At 62.1% G+C, this 23,647-nt stretch carries 22 protein-coding genes; 16 read left to right on the top strand and 6 right to left on the bottom strand.

Features of this window, described 5'->3' with window-relative positions:
• Window positions 1-15 precede the first annotated feature (15 nt).
• From AC2A1F_RS11140 to AC2A1F_RS11125, 4 genes are all read left to right on the top strand, one after another.
• Window positions 16-450, top strand: a complete 435-nt coding sequence (locus tag AC2A1F_RS11140; RefSeq protein ID WP_484208816.1) for a protein tyrosine phosphatase family protein — start codon at window positions 16-18, stop codon at window positions 448-450.
• Between the two features lie 11 nt (window positions 451-461).
• The gene (locus AC2A1F_RS11135; RefSeq protein WP_484208815.1) at window positions 462-911 is read left to right on the top strand and encodes a hypothetical protein; all 450 of its coding nucleotides are present in this window, start codon (window positions 462-464) and stop codon (window positions 909-911) included.
• Window positions 908-1,798, top strand: coding sequence for a sterol desaturase family protein (locus tag AC2A1F_RS11130; RefSeq protein WP_484208814.1), 891 nt, complete (start codon window positions 908-910; stop codon window positions 1,796-1,798). The genes AC2A1F_RS11135 and AC2A1F_RS11130 overlap by 4 nt, the downstream gene beginning before the upstream one ends.
• Window positions 1,799-1,876: 78 nt before the next feature.
• Window positions 1,877-2,185, top strand: a complete 309-nt coding sequence (locus AC2A1F_RS11125; RefSeq protein ID WP_484208813.1) for a hypothetical protein — start codon at window positions 1,877-1,879, stop codon at window positions 2,183-2,185.
• Window positions 2,186-2,413: 228 nt separating this feature from the next.
• Here AC2A1F_RS11125 and AC2A1F_RS11120 read toward each other — a convergent pair whose 3' ends face one another.
• A complete protein-coding gene (locus AC2A1F_RS11120) occupies window positions 2,414-3,025 on the bottom strand; it encodes a TetR/AcrR family transcriptional regulator (protein WP_484208812.1) in 612 nt (203 codons plus the stop codon).
• Between the two features lie 165 nt (window positions 3,026-3,190).
• On the opposite strand from AC2A1F_RS11120, the gene AC2A1F_RS11115 reads away from it, so the two are divergent.
• Both AC2A1F_RS11115 and AC2A1F_RS11110 read left to right on the top strand, forming a co-directional pair.
• Entirely contained in the window at window positions 3,191-5,536 is a 2,346-nt protein-coding gene (locus AC2A1F_RS11115; protein WP_484208811.1) for a TonB-dependent receptor, read from the top strand.
• Window positions 5,537-5,851: 315 nt separating this feature from the next.
• Entirely contained in the window at window positions 5,852-6,607 is a 756-nt protein-coding gene (locus AC2A1F_RS11110; protein ID WP_484208810.1) for a YkgJ family cysteine cluster protein, read from the top strand.
• Window positions 6,608-6,785: 178 nt separating this feature from the next.
• On the opposite strand, the gene AC2A1F_RS11105 is transcribed toward AC2A1F_RS11110, so the two are convergent.
• The 3 genes from AC2A1F_RS11105 to AC2A1F_RS11095 form a co-directional block, all read right to left on the bottom strand.
• Window positions 6,786-7,331: a hypothetical protein gene (locus AC2A1F_RS11105; protein ID WP_484208809.1), complete on the bottom strand. Its 546-nt coding sequence runs from the start codon at window positions 7,329-7,331 to the stop codon at window positions 6,786-6,788.
• A gap of 114 nt (window positions 7,332-7,445) precedes the next feature.
• Window positions 7,446-8,444: an SDR family NAD(P)-dependent oxidoreductase gene (locus AC2A1F_RS11100; protein ID WP_484208808.1), complete on the bottom strand. Its 999-nt coding sequence runs from the start codon at window positions 8,442-8,444 to the stop codon at window positions 7,446-7,448.
• A 174-nt stretch (window positions 8,445-8,618) separates the two neighbouring features.
• Complete coding sequence (locus AC2A1F_RS11095) at window positions 8,619-9,944, bottom strand: nucleotide sugar dehydrogenase (protein ID WP_484208807.1); 1,326 nt, start codon at window positions 9,942-9,944, stop codon at window positions 8,619-8,621.
• 106 nt (window positions 9,945-10,050) lie between these two features.
• On the opposite strand from AC2A1F_RS11095, the gene wecB reads away from it, so the two are divergent.
• A complete protein-coding gene (gene wecB, locus AC2A1F_RS11090; protein ID WP_484208806.1) occupies window positions 10,051-11,172 on the top strand; it encodes a non-hydrolyzing UDP-N-acetylglucosamine 2-epimerase in 1,122 nt (373 codons plus the stop codon).
• Window positions 11,162-12,466, top strand: a complete 1,305-nt coding sequence (gene wecC / locus AC2A1F_RS11085; protein WP_484208805.1) for a UDP-N-acetyl-D-mannosamine dehydrogenase — start codon at window positions 11,162-11,164, stop codon at window positions 12,464-12,466. The genes wecB and wecC overlap by 11 nt, the downstream gene beginning before the upstream one ends.
• Window positions 12,467-12,593: 127 nt before the next feature.
• On the opposite strand, the gene AC2A1F_RS11080 is transcribed toward wecC, so the two are convergent.
• On the bottom strand, window positions 12,594-13,586 hold the full coding sequence (locus AC2A1F_RS11080; RefSeq protein WP_484208804.1) for an agmatine deiminase family protein: 993 nt from the start codon (window positions 13,584-13,586) through the stop codon (window positions 12,594-12,596).
• Window positions 13,587-13,599: 13 nt separating this feature from the next.
• Window positions 13,600-15,267: a M28 family metallopeptidase gene (locus AC2A1F_RS11075; protein ID WP_484208803.1), complete on the bottom strand. Its 1,668-nt coding sequence runs from the start codon at window positions 15,265-15,267 to the stop codon at window positions 13,600-13,602.
• Window positions 15,268-15,380: 113 nt separating this feature from the next.
• Here AC2A1F_RS11075 and glnE point away from each other — a divergent pair, with 113 nt between their 5' ends.
• The 8 genes from glnE to AC2A1F_RS11035 all read left to right on the top strand — a co-directional run bounded on the left by glnE (window position 15,381) and on the right by AC2A1F_RS11035 (window position 23,571).
• Complete coding sequence (gene glnE / locus AC2A1F_RS11070) at window positions 15,381-18,092, top strand: bifunctional [glutamate--ammonia ligase]-adenylyl-L-tyrosine phosphorylase/[glutamate--ammonia-ligase] adenylyltransferase (protein WP_484208802.1); 2,712 nt, start codon at window positions 15,381-15,383, stop codon at window positions 18,090-18,092.
• Entirely contained in the window at window positions 18,089-18,562 is a 474-nt protein-coding gene (locus AC2A1F_RS11065) for a peroxiredoxin (RefSeq protein WP_484208801.1), read from the top strand. Before glnE ends, AC2A1F_RS11065 begins: the two co-directional genes overlap by 4 nt.
• A 44-nt stretch (window positions 18,563-18,606) precedes the next feature.
• Window positions 18,607-19,458, top strand: a complete 852-nt coding sequence (locus AC2A1F_RS11060) for a ferritin-like domain-containing protein (protein WP_484208800.1) — start codon at window positions 18,607-18,609, stop codon at window positions 19,456-19,458.
• Between the two features lie 133 nt (window positions 19,459-19,591).
• Window positions 19,592-20,311, top strand: a complete 720-nt coding sequence (locus tag AC2A1F_RS11055; protein WP_484208799.1) for a M23 family metallopeptidase — start codon at window positions 19,592-19,594, stop codon at window positions 20,309-20,311.
• Window positions 20,312-20,666: 355 nt separating this feature from the next.
• Window positions 20,667-21,377 carry a CoA transferase subunit A gene (locus AC2A1F_RS11050; RefSeq protein ID WP_484208798.1) on the top strand — a complete coding sequence of 237 codons (711 nt, stop codon included), beginning with the start codon at window positions 20,667-20,669 and terminating at the stop codon, window positions 21,375-21,377.
• Complete coding sequence (locus tag AC2A1F_RS11045; RefSeq protein ID WP_484208797.1) at window positions 21,374-22,303, top strand: hypothetical protein; 930 nt, start codon at window positions 21,374-21,376, stop codon at window positions 22,301-22,303. Before AC2A1F_RS11050 ends, AC2A1F_RS11045 begins: the two co-directional genes overlap by 4 nt.
• 33 nt (window positions 22,304-22,336) lie before the next feature.
• Window positions 22,337-22,996 carry a CoA transferase subunit B gene (locus tag AC2A1F_RS11040; RefSeq protein ID WP_484208796.1) on the top strand — a complete coding sequence of 220 codons (660 nt, stop codon included), beginning with the start codon at window positions 22,337-22,339 and terminating at the stop codon, window positions 22,994-22,996.
• Window positions 22,997-23,022: 26 nt separating this feature from the next.
• Entirely contained in the window at window positions 23,023-23,571 is a 549-nt protein-coding gene (locus AC2A1F_RS11035) for a glutathione peroxidase (protein ID WP_484208795.1), read from the top strand.
• Window positions 23,572-23,647 lie beyond the last annotated feature (76 nt).

The following is a 23,647-nucleotide window of genomic DNA, read 5'->3' as shown; positions in this document are numbered from 1 at the left end:
CCAAGGATGCGCGCGATGTTCCGCAAGATCGATGACAATACATATGCCAGCCCCCAGATCGGCATTGCGGAAGTGGCCTATGCCAAGGCGCTGGGCATCGGCATGATCATCAACAACCGCCCGGAAGATGAATCCGACGATCAGACGCCGGGGGCCGAAATCGAAGCCGCCGCGCAAGCCGCCAGCATTGCTTACATCGCCATCCCAGTCAGCCACGCGGGTTTTTCGATGCCGCAGGTTGAGGCAATGCAGCAGGCACTGGCACAGGCGGGCGACGCGCCAGTTCTGGCCTATTGCCGCTCGGGCACGCGCTCCACATTGCTCTGGGCCTTGGCGCAGGCCCGCTCTGGCATGAAACCGGATGACATCGCCAGCAAAGCAGCGGACGCAGGCTATGACATCAGCCCGATCCGCGCGACGGTAGACATGCTGGCAGCGCAGGCGAATTGATCCGCAGCGCAATGATCCTGCCCTCACTGCAAACTGTTCTGGCGCTGCCCGGCGCAGCCGTGGCACTGCAGGCATTGGCCTCGCTGGCGGCGATCCTCATCGTGGTCTGGCTCACCCGGCGGCTACGTCTGGGCGGCGATCCGCGCATCCTGTCCGAACAGCAGGCCCGCCAACTGGCCGAGGAGGCAATCTGCGGCTTCGATCCGCAGTCCGTGGCGGTTGACCGCGCAGGCATCGGCGCGCTGGCGCGCGATGCGCTGGGCCGGGTGTTGATCATCCGGCAGCACGGCAGCCACTTTGTCGCGCGCCTGCTGGCCAGCCATGCCAGTGTGCGGCTTGATGGACGGTTTCTCACGCTTGCCACCGATGATCGTCGCTTTGGCACGATTACGCTCGATCTGGGCGATCAGGCGCAAGTCTGGGCCGCCAGTTTGCGCCGGTTGGGAGGCGGGGGAGAATGAAGCCCTTCGATATCGTGGCCTATGCCATCCCGGCCTTCGTGCTGCTGGTCATTGCCGAGATGATCTGGGCCGCCCGCCGCGCGCCGGAAAAATACGAACCGCGCGATACTTTCACCAGCCTTGCGCTCGGCCTTGGCAGCACCGTGGCAGGCGCGCTGACCGCAGGCGTGGTGCTCGCCGCCGCCATGTGGCTTTACGATCACCGCGTGTTGACCGTGCCCAACGTCTGGTGGGCGTGGATCGCCTGCTTCGTGCTCGATGACTTCAACTACTATTGGGCACACCGCACCGGCCACCGCGTGCGCTGGTTCTGGGCGAGCCATGTCAACCATCACACCAGCCAGCACTACAACCTGTCCACCGCGCTGCGGCAGACATGGACCGGCTTCTTCGCGCTGTCGTTCATCTTCCGCATCTGGCCCGCCTTCATCGGCTTCCACCCGGCCATGCTGATCACCGTGGGCGGCGCAAACCTTGTTTACCAGTTCTGGATTCACACCGAAGCGGTGGGCCGCATGCCCCGCTGGTTCGAGGCCGTGTTCAACACCCCCTCCCACCACCGCGTCCACCACGCCACGAACCCGCTCTACCTCGACCGCAACTATGCCGGCGCCCTGATCGTGTGGGACCGTCTGTTCGGCACCTTCCAGCAAGAGCGCGACGACCTGCCCATCCGCTACGGCATCATCAAACAACTCGGCAGCTTCAACCTGCTCCACGCCGCCTTCCACGAATGGCACGGGATGCTGAGCGATGCGTGGCACGCGCCGTGGCGGCACAAACTGTCCTACTTGCTGCGGCCTCCGGGCTGGAGCCACGATGGCTCGCGCGAGGGTTCGGATGCGATCCGGGCGCGGTGGCTGGAGCGACGGGGTGAGGTCGGCTAAGGCGCATTGGTATTCAAAAGCTGCCGTTCTGGAAGAGACGCCATTGCGGACGTTGTAGGCTTCGTCCAAATCTGGCGGATGTTTGATCCGCTGTTCCCTATTGCGCTACTCTGCGGGCCACTCGCTTTGGCCATTCTTCTGCGCCTTGAAGCGAACCGCTGCTCGCGTAGCATGTGGCCACGACCTACAAGTGTGCTTTTGGCATTGGTTGCGATGTGGGGGCTTACATATTGGGGACTGATGGTCAGTGTCTTGCTTTTCGGTGAAGGCATGAAGGCGGGCGGATTGGATCGATTGATCGTCCTTGCCATTTCGGTCTCAGTCGCACTCGTGATTGGCGGCTACTGGTTGGTTGTCCGCCATCGAACGCAGGATGTGCCTCATTGATCAGATATCCGCTACCCACCCACAATCAGCCGCAAAACCGCAAGTTCAGATTGCTCAAAATACGTCGTCACCCCGGGCTTGACCCGGGGTCCCGCTTTCCTTTGAAACTGCGGTGAGGCTCGCGTTTTCCATCAAGCCGTCACGTTAACCGCAAGGGAAGCCAAGCCCCGTGTCAAGCACGGGGCGACGATTTGTTTGTTCGGGGAGTTGTCTGCCTCACCCCAAACCCTACCGCACCCCCAACCCCTCACCCAGCAAATCCGCCGCCACCTCGGCAATCTCCTCCACTGGCCGCGCATCGTCCCACACGCCGAAGCGCAGGCCCAGGAATACGTTCATGCCCATGATCGCCCAGGCGCGCACGTCCTGCTGCCCATCGCGCATCACGCCTGCCTGAACCCCTTCGGCCAGACGCGCGGCGATGCGGGTGGCGGTGCCTTCGTAGTGTGCGCGGTAGCTGGCCGGGTCGGCGAATTCGGCCTCGTCGATGATGCGGTAGATTTCCTTGTGCTCGCGCGCAAAGTGCAGGAACCCTGCCAGCGCCTCGCGCTCACGCTGCAGCCCCGTCGCCCCCTCGCTCACCGCCGCCGCTGCCGTGGTCGCCACGCGGGCCGACATATCGCGCACCAGCGCAGTGAAGATCGCGTCCTTCGAGTCGAAATAGGTGTAGAAGCTGCCCAGCGCGGTCCCTGCCCGCCGCGTGATCCCGCTCACCGAGGCTTCGTGAAACCCACGCTCGCCAAATTCCGCCGCCGCCGCATCGAGCAGGCGGCGCAGCGTTTCGCGCCCGCGCGCGGTACGCGGCACTTTGCCCGGACTGGCAGCGCTCATCTCCGCCATCAAACTCTCCCCCGGCAACCCCTGCTCCTACCCAGCCTGTTGCCATTTCGCCACGATTGTTAGCTGCGAAAGTCGATCATCACAACGAGAAGTTGAAAGGTGGTTCAACTTTCAATAATGAAGCTCTCATGCGGTCGAAGCAGTCCGCGAGAGGGAGCCTGAACCATGACCCGAATTTCCACGCGCGCCGCCTTGGCCGCAACTGCCGCTCTGTTTGCGCTGCCCGCCGTCCCAGCCTTCGCGCAGGAAACCCCCGCCGCCGTTGAAGACGCAGCAGTTGAAGACGGGGGCGATGCCGCCAGCGGCGAAATCCTCGTCATCGCCCGCCGCCGCGAAGAGCGCCTGCTCGACGTGCCAATCGCCATCTCGGTCGTCAGCACCGAATCGCTCGAAAAGCTGGGCGGTCGCGATCTCGCCTCGGTTCAGGGCGCGATCCCCAACGTGAACATCGTGCAGGGCCGCGGTTCGGCCAGCAGCGCCAACTTCTACATCCGCGGCATCGGCCAGCCCGATGCGCTGCAAACCTTCGATCCCGCGGTCGGCGTCTATGTCGATGGCGTCTACCTCAGTCGCATCCAGGGCGCGCTGCTCAACCTGTTCGATGTTCAGCGCGTCGAAGTGCTGCGCGGCCCGCAGGGCACGCTCTATGGCAAGAACACCATCGGCGGCGCGGTCAACGTCGTGTCCAAGAAGCCGGACCTGAACACCCTGCGCGGCGAAGCGTCGATCGGCTATGGCAAGTTCGATGAAGTGACCGCCAAGGGCTATGTTTCGGCCCCGCTGGTGACAGACAAGGTCGCGCTGTCGGTCGCAGGCGTCTATGATGACCGCGAAGGCATCGTCACCGATCCGCGCACCGGCCGCCGCTACAACGATCGCAACAACCTCGCTGGCCGCGCCACGCTGCGCGCGCAGGCGACTGACACGGTCGAAGTGCTGATCTCGGGCGATTACACCCGCCAGCGCAACGCCGCCACGCTGGGCTATCTCACCGCCCCGCTTGTGCGCACCGATTTCGGCCTTGGCGCAGTCACGCTCGCCCCTGCCAATCCCTATGGCCCCTACGATTTCCGCGCCTCCACCAGCCTCACCCCCGATCAGGGCCAGAAGCTCGATCACTGGGGCGTTTCGGGCACGATCAACGTTGACTTGACCGACAACGTCCAGCTGACTTCGATCACCGCCTATCGCAAGCTGAAGACCGATTTCTTCATCGATATCGATGCCACGCAGTTCGAAGTGGGCGATGTCTTCGTAGGCACCCGGCAGAACCAGTTCAGCCAGGAACTGCAGCTGAAGTACGATTCCGATCAGCTTAAGGGCGTGTTCGGCGTCTATTACCTCAATGAAAACGTCAGCTCGCGGCAGGAAGCCTATGCCGATGATCTGTTCGGCTTCTTCGGCGGCCCGATCACCTTCCTGCGTACGATTGACGACAAGCAGGTGACCAAAAGCTACGCCGCCTTCGGCCAGCTGACCTATGATTTCACTGAACAGCTCTCGCTCACCGCAGGCCTGCGCTACACGCGCGAAACCAAGACCTACAACCGCTGCACCACCACCGCGTCAACGCTCGGCGCGCTGAACGGGTTGCGCTATTGCTTCCCAGACAACCTGCCCGCGCCCTTCACCGGCGATGATGACGTGACGTACGATGCGTGGACCCCGATGGTCAGCCTGTCGTACAAGCCCACCGACGATACCCTGCTCTATGCCTCGGCCAGCCGTGGCTTCAAGGCAGGCGGCTTCAACGGCCGCGTCAATTCGAACGGCGATATCTCGGTTACGGTAAACGGCGTCACCACCGTCACGCCCAGCTTCGATCCCGAAACCGTGTGGACGTATGAAGCAGGCGCCAAGGGCAGCTTCCTTGATGGCAAGGTCAATCTGTCAGCCGCTGCGTTCTATTCGGATTACAACAACTTTCAGGCGCGCGTCGGCAATGGCACCAATGTCGGCCTTGGCGGAGCCTTCCCCGTGCTCAACGCGGGCAAGCTGCGCATTCAGGGTTTCGAATTCGACATGACAGTGCGCCCGGCCACCCCGGTCACACTGTTCGCCTCGGTCGGATACCTCGATGCAGACTACAAGGAGTTCAACGACCCGCGCCGCCTTCCGCCCGCAGGCGGCGCGGCCTTCAGCTGCAACCCCACCGGCAACGCCATCACCTGCCGCCCTGCCTTCGCTCCGCCGCTCACCCTGCGCCTCGGCGGTGAATACCGCATTCCGCTGGGTGAGGCTTCGCTCACGCTCGGCGGCGATGCCCGCTTCGTCGACAAGCAGTTCCTCTCGGTCGACAACCGCCCCGGCCTTACCGAAGACGGCTACTGGCTGGGCAATCTCTTCGCCCAGGTGGATTTCGACAAGTTCTACCTGCGCGGCACCCTGCGCAACGTGGGCAACACGCTCTACAAGACCGACGGGCAGGAATTCAGCTCGGTCGGCAATATCCAGACGGTCTACTACGGCGATCCGCGCACATGGAACGTCACGCTGGGCGTGCGCTTCTGATCTGACGCACATCGAACAGCAAAAGCCCCGGTCCGCAAAGGCCGGGGCTTTTTGTTTGCTCGATCCCACGCAGACAGCGCGAACCCACCCCCAACCCCTCCCGCTCATCCTGAGCCTGTCGAAGGAGGGAGGGGAGCGAGACTTATTGAGCGATAAGCGAAATTAGTCGCAGCGGGGTGGGCATCCAACCTGTGGTATCAACAAACAACATCCGTTCGTGTCGAGCGAAGTCGAGACACGAACTTTAGACACTATAAGTCCACATCGGTGAAAACTTCACTGTCCTGAATTGAAACATTGCGCTTTACAGCGCGAATGGACTTGCACTTCGACTGTACGCAATGCGGCCGCTGCTGCCATGACTTGCGACTGACTTTATCGGTCGAAGAAGCGCGAACTTGGGCTGCCAATGGCCATCAGGTCGATCTGCTGGCCGAAGGCTGGGCATGGACCGGGGCCGAGGACGAGGCCGATCCCGCCATCCAATGGCGCAAAGCCACCAGCTTCCCCGCCGTGGTCGGCGAAGTGCCGTTCCGCATAAACCTGCGCCTAGTCGCCCGGCACGAAGGCCCCTGCCCCCACCTCCTGCCCGATATGCGCTGCGGCAACTACGAAGCGCGCCCGCGCATCTGCCGCATCTACCCGCTGGAGGCCCGCCCCTTCGAGGCCATGACCCCCGAAAAGCGCCTCTGCCCGCCCGAGGCGTGGGCCCCCGGCCTCTCCGTGCTGGAACGCGATGGCGCACCGGCAGAGCCGCAAACCGCCGACATCCTCAGCCAGCACCGGCAGGCGATGATCGACGATGTCCCGCTAAAAACCAAACTCGCCGCCGCGCTGGGCTTTGCCGAGGCGGCTCTGGCCGGAGAAGGCCTCGCCACCTGCGAACCCTCCCCCACCACGCTCCTTGCCGCGCTGGCCATCTCCGAACAAACCAAAACCGCGCCCCGCCCCAACTGGTCCATCATAACCAACCGCGAAACCACCCGCGCGATGCTGGCCGACCTCGACTGCCCCGTGCGGCTGGTAGCAACGGGCTACGGGTTTTTGTCGGCCTTTGCGGATGAGCGGTAGGGCTGCGGCCCACATGGAACCGACACGCCGGATCGCACCACCCTACCCCTCCCCGATTCGTCATGCTGAAATTGTTTAGCTGCACTGGCCTTCGGCTCGACATCCATTGTGGCCTCTGAGTTGGCACATCAGGAGTATTTTAAAACCAGTTACTCCGCCCCCAATTGCAAGCCAAATACTAAAGAAGCAGCTTCAACAAACTTGGAAAACGGTCACGCAGCCCGCTATCATTCTCAAAATATTTAACGACTCCAATAAAATCATCAATCATATAAATAAAAGCAAATATCGCTATTAATGAAGCACAAAATCGATAAGGTAATAGGAAAAAGTTGTCTAATCTTAGAGAAAACCTTGCATTTGACTTTAATTTCTTCGGAGAAAAAGGCGCTTGCCTATCCTTCTTACTTAGCATTCTCATTTGCCATGCGACATCCAAAGCGTGGCGGATTTTCCTCTTGCGAGCTCGAATTGGAACAAGAGCTTGGGCGTTAAGACTCTCGCTCAAAAATTTCGACAAATAATATCCATAAACTAAAGAAAATCCTGCATATATTATTATTGGATCCTTGATCGAAATTTTTAAACCAACCACTTCTCCCTCAGATGGTTTTATTTCGAGCAAGTGGGCAATAACGAGCATCAAAGCCACGGCGAGTAATTTATGCTTTGCCTTGTGAGCCTCAGCATAATGGGCCGCACCAATGGAGCTATAGTCACTCATGATGAGCAGCTTAACCTATAGAACTGGTTGACGCCAGAAATGTCGAGAGTGATCATCCTTGAAGGGCCATCTTCCCATTTTCAGCGACGCTAGATCGCCACTTTACCAACCCCCTCAAACCCCATGAAATTCCTTATACCACCGCACAAAGTTCGGCACGCCCACATCGATGCTGGTCGTCGGCCGATACCCCAGATCGCCTGAAATCGCGTCGATATCGGCAAAGGACTGGCGCACGTCGCCCGGTTGCATGGGGAGCATTTCCATCTCCGCCTTGCGGCCCAGTTCGGTCTCCAGAATGCCGATCACTTTCATCAGGTGTTCGGATTTGTGGTTGCCGATGTTGTAAAGCCGGTGCGGCTTTTCGCTGCCGCCCGCTTTCACCGCGCCATCATCGGGCGGCGGATTGTCGAGGCAGGCCACCACGCCGCTCACGATATCGTCCACATAAGTGAAATCGCGGTACATATCGCCGTGGTTGAACACCTTTATCGGCTCACCCGCCAGAATCGCCTTGGTAAACAGCCACATCATCATGTCCGGCCGCCCCCACGGACCATAGACGGTGAAGAACCGCAGCCCCGTCAGCGGCAGGCGATAGAGGTGCGCATAGGTCTCGCTCATCAGCTCGTCCGCCTTCTTGGTGGCGGCATAGAGCGACATCGGGTGATCCACCCGGTCCTCCACCGAGAACGGCATCTTGGTGTTCCCGCCATAGACCGACGAGGACGAGGCATAGACCATATGCTCCGCCCCACGATGCCGCGCCACTTCCAGCAGGTTCAGATGGCCAACAAGATTGGCCTGCACATAGGCATGGGGATTCTCGATAGAATAGCGCACACCCGCCTGCGCCCCGAGATGCACGATGCGTTCAAACTGCTTGTCCGCCAGCGCGGCGGTCAGCGCGGGATAATCGGCAAAATCGGTACGGCAGAAGGTGAAGCGCTTGCCCCCCTGCTCCACCAACCGCGCCAGCCGCGCTTCCTTCAGCGCCGGATCATAGTAATCATTGACCACATCGACGCCGACAACCTCGTCCCCCCGCGCCAGCAGCCGGGTGATGAGCGAATAACCGATGAAGCCTGCGGCTCCGGTAACGAGGACTTTCATGCTGGCAACTTACCTTCAAAAATCAACAAACTCAAAAGTCCGTGCTCCCCCGCGAAGGCGGGGGCCTCAGGCAGTTTACGCGACCCTTGCGTAACACCCGGCGTTTTCAGCTACCGTTCCGTAACACGCCTGAGGCCCCCGCCTTCGCGGGGGCGCAGTGTATGATGGAAAGGCTCAAAGCCGCCAATCAGCCCGCTCACCCAGCACACCCTTGAGGTCCGCCAGCGTCCCCCCCGGAGCCACCAGCGCCGCAATCCGCTCAGCCCCAGCGGCAAGGTAATACTTATGCGGCACCGCCAGAAACACCATGTCATAGACCTGCTCAAAGGCATCGCCCGCCAGATGCAGCCCATATTCCAGCAGCGCTTCAGCCCCATCGGCGTGCGGATCATGCACCGCCACCTGATGCCCCAGCGCCTGCAATTCCGCGATCACATCGGCCACCTTGGAATTGCGCAGATCGGGCACGTTCTCCTTGAACGTCAGCCCCAGCACCAGCACGCTGCCCGCCTTGCCGCCGCGCTGTGCGTGCAGTTCACCCGCCAGCCACTTGGCCATGCCATCGTTCACGCCGCGCCCGGCAAGGATCACCTGCGGGTCATGCCCCAGCGCCTCGGCCCGCGCCGACAGGTAATAAGGGTCGACCCCGATGCAGTGCCCGCCGACAAGGCCGGGCGTAAAGGGCAGGAAGTTCCACTTCGTCCCCGCCGCCGCCAGCACGTCCCAGACAGACAGGTCCATCTTGGAAAAAATCTGCGTGATCTCGTTCATGAAAGCGATATTGATATCGCGCTGCGCGTTCTCGATCACCTTGGCCGCCTCGGCCGCCTTGATCGACGCTGCACGGAACACGCCGCCGCTGGTGATCGCGCCATAAAGGTCGGCCACGCGATCCAGCACTTCGGGCGTCTGGCCCGAAACCACCTTGGTGATCTTGTCGATGGTATGCTCCCGGTCACCCGGGTTGATGCGTTCGGGGCTATAGCCAAGGAAGAAATCCACCCCGCATTTCAGGCCGGAAACCTGCTCAAGGATCGGCCCGCAAATGTCTTCAGTCACGCCGGGATAGACGGTGCTTTCATAGACCACCACCGGCGCGCGACCCTCGGCCACGGCAGATGGCAGCATCTTGCCCACCGTGCGTGAAGCCGCCTCCACCAGACACAGATCGGGGCGATTGGCCGCATCAATCGGCGTGGGCACGGTCACGATATAGAAGTCACTCGGCGGGCACACATTGGCATCGCTGATCAGCCCAAGGCTCGATTTCGCCAGCCGCTCGGGCTCGATCTCGCGCGTGCGGTCATGCCCTTCGGAAAGCTCACCGATTCGCTGCGTGTCGATGTCGAACCCGGTCACGAAGAACTGTTTGGCCAGCGCCACCGCCAGCGGCAGCCCGACATAGCCCAGCCCCAGCACAACCACGCGGGTATTCGCTGAAACCAGCGGATCAAGCCCAAGGGCAGAAGCAGGAGCAAGCGGCGGAAACTGAACAGTCACAGGGCAAACGGCCTTTCATGGTTGACGCTCATCCGCGCCATTTGCAGCCATGCTTAAATCCAGCCTCTTATTTCACAGTTAACACTCGCGGATTATTGAACCCACTATGGCAAAGACAATACTCGTGGTGTTCGGCACCCGCCCCGAAGCGATAAAGATGTTCCCCGTGGTCCACGCGCTGCGTGATGATCCGCGCTTCCGCGTGGTCACCTGCGTTTCGGCGCAGCATCGCGGCATTCTCGATCAGGTGCTGGAAATTTCCGGCATCAAGCCCGATCACGATCTAGATCTGATGCGCCCGGATCAGACGCTAGATGCACTCACCGCCGCGCTGCTCACTGGCCTTGGCAAAGTGATGGACGAGGTGCATCCCGATTGGGTCGTGGTGCAGGGCGATACCGCCACCGCCATGTCCGGCGCGCTCGCCGCCTACTACCGCAAGCTGCCCGTCGCCCATGTCGAAGCAGGCCTGCGCAGCCACAACATCTATCACCCCTGGCCCGAAGAGGTGAACCGCAAGATCATCGGCACCATCGCCAAACTGCATTTTGCACCGACAGACGTTTCCGCCGCCGCGCTTCTGGCGGAAAACGTCGATCCCGCCACCGTCCACATCACCGGCAACACCGTGATCGACGCGCTGCACTGGGTCACCGCCAAGATTGAAGCCGAACCGGCGCTGGCCTCAGGCCTTTCCGATATCGAAGCGCGCTTTGTCGGAAAACGCATCATCGGCGTCACCAGCCACCGCCGCGAAAACTTCGGCGGCGGCCTCGAAAACATCGCCGAAGCCATCCGCCGCATCGCCGCGCGCGATGATGTGGCGCTCATCTTCCCGGTCCACCCCAACCCCAACGTGCGCAAGGTGATGGACGCCGCACTCTCAGGCCTGCCCAACGTGGCGATGATCGAACCGCTCGATTACCCGCACTTTGCGCGCCTGCTCTCCATCGCCGAAATCATGCTCACCGATTCGGGCGGCGTGCAGGAAGAAGCGCCTGCCCTTGGCAAGCCTGTGCTGGTCATGCGTGAAACCACCGAACGCCCCGAAGGCGTCACCGCAGGCACCGCAAAGCTCGTTGGCACCGATGTTGACACCATCGTTTCCGAAATCTTCACCCTGCTCGACGATAAGGCTGCCTATGCGGCAATGGCGCGCGCCCACAATCCCTTTGGAGACGGGCAAACATCGCGCCGAATCATGGAGTTGCTGGCGAATGATGGGTGATGTGAAGCCGGACGTCTGTGTTGTCGGCCTCGGTTATATCGGACTTCCAACCGCTGCCATCATAGCGCGCGCGGGCTGCAAGGTGCTCGGCCTCGACGTGTCGCAACACGTGGTCGATACGATCAATCGCGGCGAAATTCACATCGAGGAAGTCGATCTCGATGGCCTCGTCCACGGCGTGGTCCAGCGCGGCCTCCTGCGCGCCTCCACCCAGATCGAACCGGCAGACGTCTTCGTGATCGCGGTGCCCACCCCGTTCGCCAAGGACGGCCACCACACGCCCGACATTTCCTACGTCCTGTCCGCCGCCACGCAAGTCGCCGCCGTGTTGAAGGCGGGCGACACGGTGATTCTCGAATCGACCTCCCCCGTCGGCACCACCGAACAGATGCGCGACCTGATGGTCGGCCTGCGCCCCGACCTGAAGTTCCCCGGCACCACGCGCGAAACGCCAGACGTCTCCATCGCCTATTGCCCCGAACGCGTCCTGCCCGGTCGCATCCTTGAGGAACTGACCAACAACGATCGCTCCATCGGCGGCATCACGCCCCGCTGTGCGCGCAAGGCGCTGGCCTTCTACAAGCGCTTCGTGCGCGGCACCTGCGTCACCACCGATGCCCGCAGCGCCGAAATGACCAAGCTGGTCGAAAACGCCTATCGTGACGTCAACATCGCGTTCGCCAACGAACTGTCGATGGTGGCCGACAAGATGGGCCTCGATGTGTGGGAAGTCATCCGCCTCGCCAACCGCCACCCGCGCGTCAACATCCTGCAGCCCGGCCCCGGCGTCGGCGGCCACTGCATCGCGGTGGACCCGTGGTTCATCGTGTCGAGCGCGCCAGATCAAACCCCGCTGATCCGCACCGCGCGCAACGTCAACGACGGCAAGATGCACCACGTTGTGAAGAAAGCGGCGGAACTGGTAGAAGCCAACCCCCACGCCAAAGTGGCCTGCCTCGGCCTCGCCTTCAAAGCAAACATCGACGATTTCCGCGAAAGCCCTGCCCGCTACGTCGCCGCCAGCCTCGCCCGCCAGTTCGGCAGCCGCATCCACGTGGTTGAACCCTATGCGGGCGCGCTGCCCAAGGAATTCGAAGGGACCGGCGCAGTCCAGATCGATGTCGATACCGCACTGGAAGACTGCGACGTGCTTATCGTCCTCGTCGATCACGACGTGTTCAAAGTCATCCCACTGGCCGAACGCAGCGGCAAGGTGGTCTACGACACGCGCGGCATCTGGCCGGATCAGCCGGGTGCGGAAGCGACCAGCGCAAACCTCAGACTCGCCAGCTAATCCGAGTCAAACAAAACTCGTCGCCCCGGACTTGATCCGGGGCTGGGCTTGGTTGCGGTTTCAGCTTTGGCAAAAAGAAAGCCCAACCCCGGGTCAAGCCCGGGCGACGATAGTGTAGGACGTCCCTTCACGCCGAAACCGCAGGCATCTGCTGGCTCGCACAGTGGAACCCGCCCCCACCTGCCAGCACCGCATCGCCCATCAACCCAATTGTCGCCCGGTCCGGGAACAGCTCCGCAATTGCGGCCACGCCATCGTCATCGTGTGGTGACCCAAACACCGGCACCACCACCAGATGGCTGGTAATCACGAAGTTCATGTAGCTCGCAGGCTGCACCACGCCCGCCCATTCGATCAGCCCCGGCGAAGGCACCTCAACCACCTCAACCCCGGCATCTGTCGCCCGCGCCCTGGCATCGGCATAGATCGCCGCATTCGGATCACCCGGCCCGGTCGCACGCGGCAATGCCAGCCGGTTCGGCCCGACAAACCGCGCCAGATTGTCGACATGCCCGTCGGTATGATCGTTGATCAGCCCATCGCCCAGCCACAGTACGCGATCATACCCCAGATCCCGCAGCAACCGCGCTTCCAGATCGGCACGCGAAAGATGCGGATTGCGGTTCGGGTTCAGCAAACACTGCTCGGTCGTCGCCACCAGCCCGGTACCATCGCCATCCAGCGCCCCGCCTTCCAGAATCCAGTCCGCCTTCGCGCCAACCTTAAGCCCAGCAGACGCCGCCAGATCCGCGCCAATCTCCTGATCGCCAGGCATCAGGTACTTCTCGCCCCAACCGTTGAACCCGAACAACCGCGCGCGTCGCTCGCCCGCGCCATCCAGCACCACCAGCGGCCCGGTATCGCGCAACCACACATCGCCATAGGTCCGCTGCTCCAGCGTCACGCTTGCCGAAACCAGCGACCGCGCGCGCATTTCATTGCCCGCATCGCGCACCACCAGCCGCACTTCCTGCCCGCTGTCGGCCACCGCGCTGGCAAAGGCCGCAATCTGCTCCTGCGCCTTGTCGATCAGGCCCGACCATTCCTCCGCCAGATGCGGAAAGCCCACCCACAGCCAATCCTGCGGGTGCCACTCTGGCGGCATGCGGAAGTGCGTCATCAACCCAAATTCCCTATTTAACTGCAGCCCGGCTCTGGTCCCGGATTGCGCGGAATTCATCGCCCGCGTTCCAGTTCGGCCAGTCAGAACCATCGGCCAGCGGGCGGCCCAGCCGGTAATAGAGGTCCACTTCCTGCACAATCCCGCGCATGTCCCAGGCGTCGGAATATTCATCGCTCGGCTGGTGATAGCGGTTCACGACATAGTCTTCGGCCAGCGCCTTGCCAGCCGCAACGCCGCCATCCACCAGATCGGTGCCGCGCTTCACATAGAACATCGGCACGCCGCGCTTGGCCAGGCTGAAGTGGTCCGACCGGTAGTAATAGCCCTTTTCCGAAGCATCCTCCGGCCCAGTCTTCAACTCCAGTTCACCCGCCACGCGCCCCAGCAACGCCGCCAGCTCAGACTTGTCACCCCCCGACACCGCCACATCGCGGGCAGCGCCACCGGGATACAACGCATCGATATTCACCCCGCCCACCGTCTGCGCCAGTGGGAACAAGGGGTTGCGCGCGTAATACTCAGACCCCAGCAGCCCCGATTCCTCCAGCGTCCACGCCAGATAGACCTGTGTACGCCGCGCAGGCCCCGCCGCCTTGTTCATCTGCGCCAGCGCCACCAGCGCGGCCATGCCGGTGCCGTTGTCCACCGCCCCGTTGCAGATGTTGTCGCCAGTGGTATCGGGCTTGCACCGCCCCAGATGGTCCCAATGCGCCGAATAGAGCACGTATTCATCGGGCGCTTGCGTCCCCGGCTGAATTCCGACCACGTTGCGTGAGGTTGACCGTGTGATTGCGGATTTGAACGACAAGCTGGCCTTCAACCCCAATGGCACCGGCTTGAAACCCTTCTGCCCCGCCGCCGCCGTCATCATCGCCAGATCCTTGCCCGCCGCCTTGAAAATGCTTTCCGCCGCGCCTTTCTGAATCCACGAATTGAACGCCGTCTGGTCCGCGGCATCATTGGGCGTGGCCACAAAGTGCTGATCGCCCGACCAGCTCGATTCCACCACGTTCCAGCCATAAGCCGCCGGGAACGTGTCATGCACCAGAATCGCCCCTGCCGCCCCCTGCCGCGCCGCTTCCTCAAACTTGTAGGTCCAGCGCCCGTAATAGGTCATGCGCCGCCCCCTGAACGGCCCGTCCTCGCTCTCCATCGCATAATCAGGATCGTTGACGAGGATCACCGCCACCTTCCCCTTCATGTCGATTCCGGCATAGTCGTTCCAGCCCAGCTCCGGCGCATTCACGCCATAGCCGACGAACACCAGTTCCGCGTCCTTCACCGAAGTTTCGGGCACCACACGATAACTGCCCGCGACGAAATCCTTACCATGTGAGAACATCAGCGGCTTGCCGCCGCCTTTCACGGTCAAAGGCGAAAACCCCGAAGCCGTCATCGAAACCGTCGGCACATCCTGAAACCAGCTGCCTTTGTTCCCCGGCTCCAGCCCCGCCGCCTTGAACCGCGCCACGATCAGATCCAGCGTCGCCTTCTCTTCGGCACTCGCCGGCCCGCGCCCCGCCAGATCATCTGCCGAAAGCGTCTTGATCACCTCGCGCATCAGCGCCTCATCCACCGGCGGCACAACATTGCCAGCATCCATCGCAAAGGCGGCACTTCCCAGCGAAAGCGCCAGAGCCGATGCAGAAAGCGCGCCAAACGTCTTGCGAAAAGCCATCGGTAATCTCCCGAAAGTATCATCGGCCAAAGCCCTGCCCCTTGCTGACAGACAGGCCCCGCCATCGCAAGCTGACTTGAAGCCGCGCGCCAATGCGGGCATCGCTGATTGCAATGTTCGATTTCAACCACGCCCTCGTCCGCGCCCGCAGCCACGCACCGTTCCTCTCGCGCGCATTGGATCGCCTGCCCGAGCTCGAAGCGCTGCTCGCTACCGGCGATGTGGAGCTGGCCTTGGTTCAGGCCCGCGCAGCAGGCAATGGCATCAACGACACCGCCGTCGCGCTGCGGCGTGAGCGACTGGCGCTCGCGCTGGTCATCGCCATCGGCGATCTTGCCGGAGCCTTCCCGCTTTCCCGCGTGATCACTGAACTGTCCGCCTTTGCCGACCGTTCACTCGATGCCGCCATCGCTGCGGCCATCCGCCGCCGCATGCCCGATGCGCCCTCGGTCGGCTTCAGCGCCATTGCGCTGGGCAAACACGGCGCGCAGGAACTGAACTACTCGTCCGACATCGACCCGATCCTGCTCTATGATCCCGAAACGCTTCCCCGGCGTGAGCGGGACGATCCTGCCGATGCGGCACAGCGCATTGCCCGCACGATCATGCAACTCATGTCCGAGGTGACCGACGAGGGTTATGTCTTCCGCGTCGATCTGCGCCTGCGCCCCGCGTCCGAAGTCAGCCCGCTGGCCCTGCCTTTCGAAGGCGCAATCGCGCACTATGAATCAAGCGCCTTGGCGTGGGAGCGCGCCGCCTTCATCCGTGCCCGCGCCGCATCGGGCGATGTCACCGCCGGGCAGGACTTTCTTGACACGATCCGCCCCTTCGTGTGGCGACGCAGCCTTGATTTCGGCGCGATTGCCGAGATCGGACGGCTCACCACCCGCATCCGCGATCACTATTCCGCAGGGCAGGCCATCGGCCCCGGCTATGATCTGAAGCGCGGGCGCGGCGGTATCCGCGAGGTCGAATTTTTCGCGCAAACGCATCAGCTTATCCATGGTGGCCGCAATCCCGCACTGCGCCTGCGCGGCACCCGCGCCAGCCTTGATGCGCTGGCCGATGCGGGCATCATCAGCACCGAAGACGCCTTTGTCATGGGCCAAAGCTATGACCGGTTGCGGACGCTGGAACACAGGTTGCAAATGGTGGGGGATCAGCAAACGCATTCGCTACCGCAAGACGCGCAGGCGCTTGATGCCGTGGCAAAGCTTGATGGCCTGTCGGGTGCCCCAGCGCTGGTGGCGGAATTGGCCAAGATTTCCGAAACGGTCGGTCGCCGCTTCGATACGCTTATCGAAACCTATGCCCCCACCGGCGCAGTCGCCGTGGAAACTAACCCGCTCGAACTCGAACTCGAAACACTCGGCTTCGATCAGGCTGATGCTCTGGCAGACCGCATAAATGCGTGGGAGGGTGGTCAGTATCGCTGCTTGCGCTCTGCCGAAGCGCGCGATGCCTTTGCCCGCATTCGCCCGCACCTGTTGCGCGCGCTGGCCGATGCCCCCGATCCCGACCGGGCACTGCTGCGGTGGGAGCAGTTGCTCGCCGGGTTGCCCAGCGCGATCAACGTGTTCCGCCTGCTCGAAGCCCGCCCCGGCCTGCTGGCCGTGGTCATGCGCATTCTGGCGCACACTCCGGTGCTGGCCGATGAACTGGCCCGCCGGTCAGACCTGCTCGATACGCTGATAGACCGTTCAGCCTTTGATCTGCCGGGCACTGTTGCCGAAATCGCCGCCGAACTTGCCCGCGGTGAAGCGGGTGACGATTACCAGCGTCTGCTGGATAACGTGCGCATCCGCGTGGGCGAAATGCGCTTTGCCCTGGGCGTGCAACTCATTGAAGGCCCAAGTGAAATAGGAGGGCGTGATCCTCTCGAAGTCGCCGCCGCGCTCAGCCGTGTGGCCGAAGCCGCCATTGAAGTGCTGGGCCGCGCGGCGATTGACGAATTCACACTGAACCACGGTGTTGTCCCCGGCAGCGATCTGGCCATTCTTGGCCTTGGCCGCCTTGGCGGCGCGGCGCTTACCCATGCGTCGGACCTTGATCTGGTGTTCCTGTTCAGCGGGGATCATGCCGCCGAATCCGATGGCCGCCGCCCGCTTGGCGCAACGCTCTATTACAACCGTCTTGCCCAGCGCGTGATTGCCGCACTTTCGGTGCCGACCGCTGCGGGCGCTTTGTATGAGGTGGATACCCGGCTGCGACCGTCAGGCGCGCAGGGGCCGATCTCGGTCAGCCTTGAAAGTTTTGAGCAATATCAGTGCAAAGATGCCTGGACGTGGGAGCATATGGCGCTGTGCCGCGCCCGCCCGCTGTTCGGCACGGCGGCTGACCGCGCGGCCCTTTCCGCGATCATCGCCCGCGTGCAGGAAAGCCCCCGCGCCGAAGCCAAGCTGCGCAGCGAAGTGCTTGAAATGCGGGGCACAATGGCAGAGCACAAACCGCCCAAGGGGCCGCTGGATGTAAAGCTGGCGCGCGGGGGGCTGGTGGATATCGAATTCATGGTCCACTTCCTGCAATTGCGCGATCATGTGGCGCGCACGCCGGATCTTGGGATGGCGGTGCAACTGCTTGAAGAGAAAGCACTTCTTCTCAAGGGCATCGGTGCCGCGCACGATCTGCTGGCGCGCTTGCTCGTGGTGGTGCGGCTGGTTGCCCCTGATGGCATGTTCCCGCCGCCCGCCAGCCGCAGCATCGTGGCGCGGGCGTGCGGGCTGGAAAGCTGGGATGCGCTGCTCGATGCGGTGCAGCAGGCGCGGCAATGCGTGGCGCTGGCTTGGGGCCAAGTGTTTGATATAAAACTGGAGATTGAACGATGAGCGAGCGGATTGGAGTGGGCGAGGCGTTCCCGAATATTGCGATGACGACGCCCGATGATGGCCAGGTCAAAGTGTCCGACTTTGCGGGCAAGCCACTGGTCGTGTTTTTCTATCCAAAGGACGATACGCCCGGCTGCACCACTGAGAACAAGGATTTTTCAAGCCTTTACGCCGATTTTCAGGCCGCTGGCATCGCGGTTTTGGGCGTGAGCAAGGACCCGCCCAAAAAGCACGTGAAGTTTGCCGAAAAGCATGGCCTCACCGCGCCGCTGGCTTCGGATGCCGAGACAGGCGGCGTGTCCGATGCGCTGGGCATCTGGACCGAAAAATCGATGTACGGCAAAACCTATATGGGCATGGAGCGCACAACCTATCTGGTTGATGCAGCTGGCAAAATTGCACAAGTGTGGAACAAGGTAAAGGTCAAAGGGCACGCCGACGAAGTGCTGGCGGCGGCAAAAGCACTGTGATTTCTGAACTACACCTAGATGCACCTAGCAGCACCTAGACGCACATGAACGCCACCTCGGTCGCAGCAGCCATCCGCAAAACCATGCTCACCGCCGATCCGTTCGCCAAGGTCATGAAGACCCGCGAACTGGTCCGGCAGTGGCGTGTTGGAGAACTGGCGTTCACCTTCGATGTGGCGATGCCGGACGCCCCTGCCCGCCCTGAAAAGCCCGAACTGCTCGCACCTGCAGCAATGCCCAAGCGCGGCCGCGGATCGGCGCACGGCCGCCTCGCGCTGCTCCACGCGCTGGCGCACATTGAATTTGTGGCGATTGACCTCGCGCTGGATGCCGCCGGGCGGTTTGGGGCTGGAATGGGGCGGGAATTCGTCGATGACTGGCTGTCGGTCGCCGCTGATGAGGCCATGCACTTCGGCCTGCTCTCGCGCCGTTTGCGGACGCTGGGCAGCTTTTACGGTGCGATGCCCGCGCATGACGGGTTGTGGGATGCCGCGCGCGATACCGCGCACGATGTTGCAGCGCGGCTGGCGATCGTGCCGATGGTGCTGGAAGCCCGCGCGCTAGATGTGACGCCGATGACCGTGGCGAAGTTTGTGACAGCTGGCGATGAACGGTCTGCGCGTATCCTGCAGAGAATCGTTGACGATGAAATTCGGCATGTGCGGTTCGGCACAAAGCATTTCACCGCAGTGTGCCATCTCCGTGGCGAATCCCCGCCTGACCTTTGGAAAACACTGGTCGCACGCCACTTTCACGGCGCCGTTAAGCCGCCGTTCAACGACTCGGCGCGCCGTTCAGCCGGTTTGTCGCGCGAAATGATGGCAGGGGTTGCCACCCCGCCACGCGCCTTACATACCCCAATGCACGAGATGGCGGGGGGTTCCGACCAACTCTGATACTTCCCAAGGCGGCCGGTTTTCATCCTGCCAGCTGCCATCAAACGGGGTCGCACCGGGGGTTTAGAGCGCACCGATCCAGCAGGCCAGAAAGGCCGGATCGGGACGCAAAGAAAAGGTCGTACAGGTCGTAATGTTGTTCAGCATCAAAACCTTCAAGACAGCCTTCAGCGCCCTTACGGCAGTTGTCGCATTCTCCTCCGCTCCGGCTTTCGCCAACAGCGCTGCCTCGGCAGACATCGCCGCCCCGCTTCGCGCCGCCGAAGCTGCAAAGGCAGGCGTATCGGCTGATCGCGGGGACGAAGAATTCCGCCGCCTCTTCGCCAGCTGGCAGCAGCTTGACAACGGCATCCTGCCTTCGGCCAAGCCCGCCACCACCGCCCGCCGCGCAGGGGTTTCGATCCCATCGCTGGTGCCGGTTGCCGTAACTCGCTTGTCGAGCGGTTACGGCATGCGCAACCACCCCGTGCTGGGTGGCCGCCGCGCCCACAAGGGCATCGATCTTTCTGCCCCCACCGGCACCCCGATCCGCGCCACCGCTGATGGCGTCGTGGAAATGGCTGACTGGTTCGGCGGCTATGGCCTCTATGTCCAGCTCGATCATGGCGCAGCGATGGAAACCCGCTATGGCCACATGTCGCGCATCGCCGTGGCGCAGGGCCAGCAGGTCCGCAAGGGTGACGTGATCGGCTATGTCGGCTCCACCGGCCGCTCCACTGGTCCGCACCTCCACTATGAAGTCCGCGTTTCCGGCGAAGCCGTGAACCCGATGCCCTACATGCAGGGCAAGGGCGCAGAACTTTATGCCGCAAATGATCATGGCCATGACGATGTTGGTGGCCCTGAGGAATAATTGTAGCTAAGACCGGAATTGCATCTTGGAGAGGATGCCGAAAAGGGTGCTGGAAACGGCGCCCTTTTCTTTTTGGGCTTTCCTTTTCAAACTGGTGTGATTTGCAAGCGCAGACGTCGTACGCCCACCGCCGACCCCCTCCCACTTGCACGCGCGGACCGAGGCGTATTGAACCAAAGGTGGCATTGCCCGCAGCGGTGCCTTCGTTCGCGTTGTTGCGATTGCAACATCCACACGGGAATGTTGCGCCGCAACGCAGGTCAAGACTTGTTTTTCTCTGGCCCCTGTGTGTTACCAAACCGGGTGTTGGCCCGAACCACGTAATGCAAGTGCCCTCAAGGGGAGCAATTCAACGATGTCCAAGAAGCTTTATCCCGATGCCGCCACCGCATTGGATGGCCTGCTGCGCGATGGCCTGTTGATCGCCTGTGGCGGGTTTGGCCTGTGCGGCATCCCCGAACGGCTGCTGGATGCGGTGCGCGATAGCGGGATAAAGGACCTGACCTTTGCCTCCAACAACGCAGGTATCGACAATGAAGGCATCGGCAAACTGCTGCGCACGCGGCAGGTAAAGAAGATGATCGCCAGCTATGTGGGCGAAAACAAGGAGTTCGAGCGCCAGTATCTTTCGGGCGAACTCGAAGTGGAATTCTCACCCCAGGGCACGCTGGCCGAACGGATGCGCGCTGGCGGTGCTGGCATTCCCGGCTTCTACACCAAGACCGGCGTGGGCACGCTTGTGGCCGAGGGCAAGGAAACCAAGGTTTTCGACGGGCAAGAGTACGTGCTGGAACGCGGCATCTTTGCTGATCTGGCGCTGGTAAAGGCGTGGAAGGCAGACGAAACCGGCAATGTTGTGTTCCGCAAGACCGCGCGCAATTTCAATGTGCCTGCCGCCACCTGTGGCAAAGTGTGCATCGTGGAAGTGGAAGAAGTGGTGCCAGCAGGCAGTCTTGATCCCGACAGCATCCACCTGCCCGGTGTCTATGTGCAGCGCATGTTCGTGGGCGCACCCTATGACAAGAAGATCGAGTTCCGCACCGTGCGGGACCGCGAAGTGGCATGAGGCACGACCGGCGCCCACTGACCACGGTGATTGCGCTGGCGCTGCTTGCAACGCAGCTTGGTGGATGCGTGGCAGTAGCGCTGGTGCCGCTGGCCGCAGGCGGCACGCTGACCGGAAAGCAGCTTCTGGGCCGCAAGTCTGCAAAGGCAAGGGTTGCTGAAAAGGTACCGGTAAAGCCTGTCGTCATTGTCGGCCAAGGCACGCCTGGATCTCCGGTAAGCGCCCCCCCTCCTTCTGCCGCGCCTGCCGAATCCGTTTTGGCAGCAGCGGCACCCCTGCCTGCACTTCCGATCCCGCAAACGCCTGGTAGCCCAATATCCTCTGGTCAGGGCATAGCCGATCCGGTCGGAAGCGAAGATGGCTATGCCACCATGGCTGCTTTCGTGCTGTCGACAGCAGATGAAGGCGCGGACGGAGGAAGGGCAAAAGCCGGTCGCAAGTCGGCGCTGCTCGATCAAGCCTCGCTGGCAGCCGTGCCCCGGATGCTTGCGTGCAAGGACCAGCGTGCCGCATTGCTCATCGATCTGGACACCGGGACCGAACCGTTCAATCTGAACGATCCGCCAGCGCCCGCCCCGGGCCTTGCCGAATATCTGCGCGCGATCCGCGGCACCGGCACCGCGGTGGTATGGATTGCCAGCCTGCCCGAAACATCGGCCAAGCAATTGGGCACGATCCTGAAAGCCACTGGTCTGGATCCGCTGGGCATCGATCCGGTGCTGTTGCTGCGGCGGAACGAAACCCGCAAACAGCAGATCCTGTTGCGCGCCGACGAAGACTGGTGCGTGCTGGCCATCGCCGGTGACCGCAAGTCTGATTTCGATGAAGTGTTCGATTATCTGCGCAATCCCGATGGCCCGGTGGCCGTGGCGCTGGAGCAGAATATCGGGGCGGGCTGGTTTCTGGTGCCGACCCCGATCAAGTGATGCCTTTTCATTATCCGCAGGAAGACCAATACCATGACCACGCATGACGGGCTGAAAGCAGGCTGGAGCCGCGATGAAATGGCCGCACGCGCCGCGCGCGAACTGCAGGATGGCTTTTACGTGAACCTTGGCATCGGCATCCCCACGCTGGTGGCCAATCACGTGCCCGAAGGCATGACGGTGACGCTGCAATCGGAAAACGGCATGCTGGGCATCGGCCCGTTCCCCTATGCCGGTGAGGAAGATGCCGACCTGATCAATGCCGGCAAGCAGACCATCAGCGAACTGCCGCATTCCGCCTATTTCGACAGCGCGCAATCATTCGCCATGATCCGGGGCGGCAAGATCGACCTGACCGTGCTGGGCGCGATGGAAGTGGCCGAAAACGGCGATATCGCCAACTGGATGATCCCCGGCAAGATGATCAAGGGCATGGGCGGCGCGATGGACCTTGTTGCAGGCGTCAAGAAGATCATCGTGGTGATGGAACATGTGGCCAAGGACGGCAGTCCCAAGTTCATCCCTGCCTGCACCCTGCCGCTGACCGGGCGCGGCGTGGTGGACATGATCGTGACCGATCTGGCTGTGTTCCAGCGGATCGATCATCAGTCGCCATTCCGTCTGGTCGAATGCGCGCCGGGCGTCACGCCTGAGGGAGTGCGTGCAAAGACGACCGCGCACTACGTCGAATAAGCCAAGACAACAAAGGAGGATGCGCCATGGCTACTGAACTCACCGCAATTCCACTGAGCCGCATCGACGGCAGCCCAGACACGCTCGGGTATCATGCGGGCAAGGTCCTGCTTGTGGTCAACGTGGCCTCCAAGTGCGGCCTTACCCCGCAGTACGAAGGGCTGGAAGCGCTGTACAAAGCCAAGGCCGACAGCGGCTTCGAGGTGCTGGGCTTTCCGGCCAACGATTTCGGCGCGCAGGAACCGGGCACGCACGAGGAAATCGCCGAGTTCTGCAAGCTCAACTATGGCGTCTCGTTCCCGCTCTTCGCCAAGGCCGATGTGACCGGCCCGGCCAAGCAGCCGCTCTATGCCGCGCTGACGCAGGCTGCGCCCACCAAGCAGGGCCCGGCCGCAGAGTTCCGCGAGCAGCTCAAAGGCTATGGCATGACGCCCACCGAAGATCCCGAAGTGCTGTGGAACTTTGAGAAGTTCCTGATCGGTCGCGATGGCAGTGTTGCCGCGCGATTTGCGCCGGGCGTTGCGCCGGATGACGCGGCCTTGCTGGCTGCGATCGAGGCGGAACTGGCGAAGTAACGCTCCAGCCTTGCGTGTGGATCATGGGGCGTTAGGTTTGCCGCCGGTCTCGCTTGTAAACGCAAGCATCGCAAAC

Source organism: Novosphingobium sp. HNCC26BN242, from assembly GCF_057180525.1.
The sequence above is the reverse complement of the archived record's forward strand: the minus strand, read 5'-3'. Positions and strand labels throughout refer to the sequence as shown.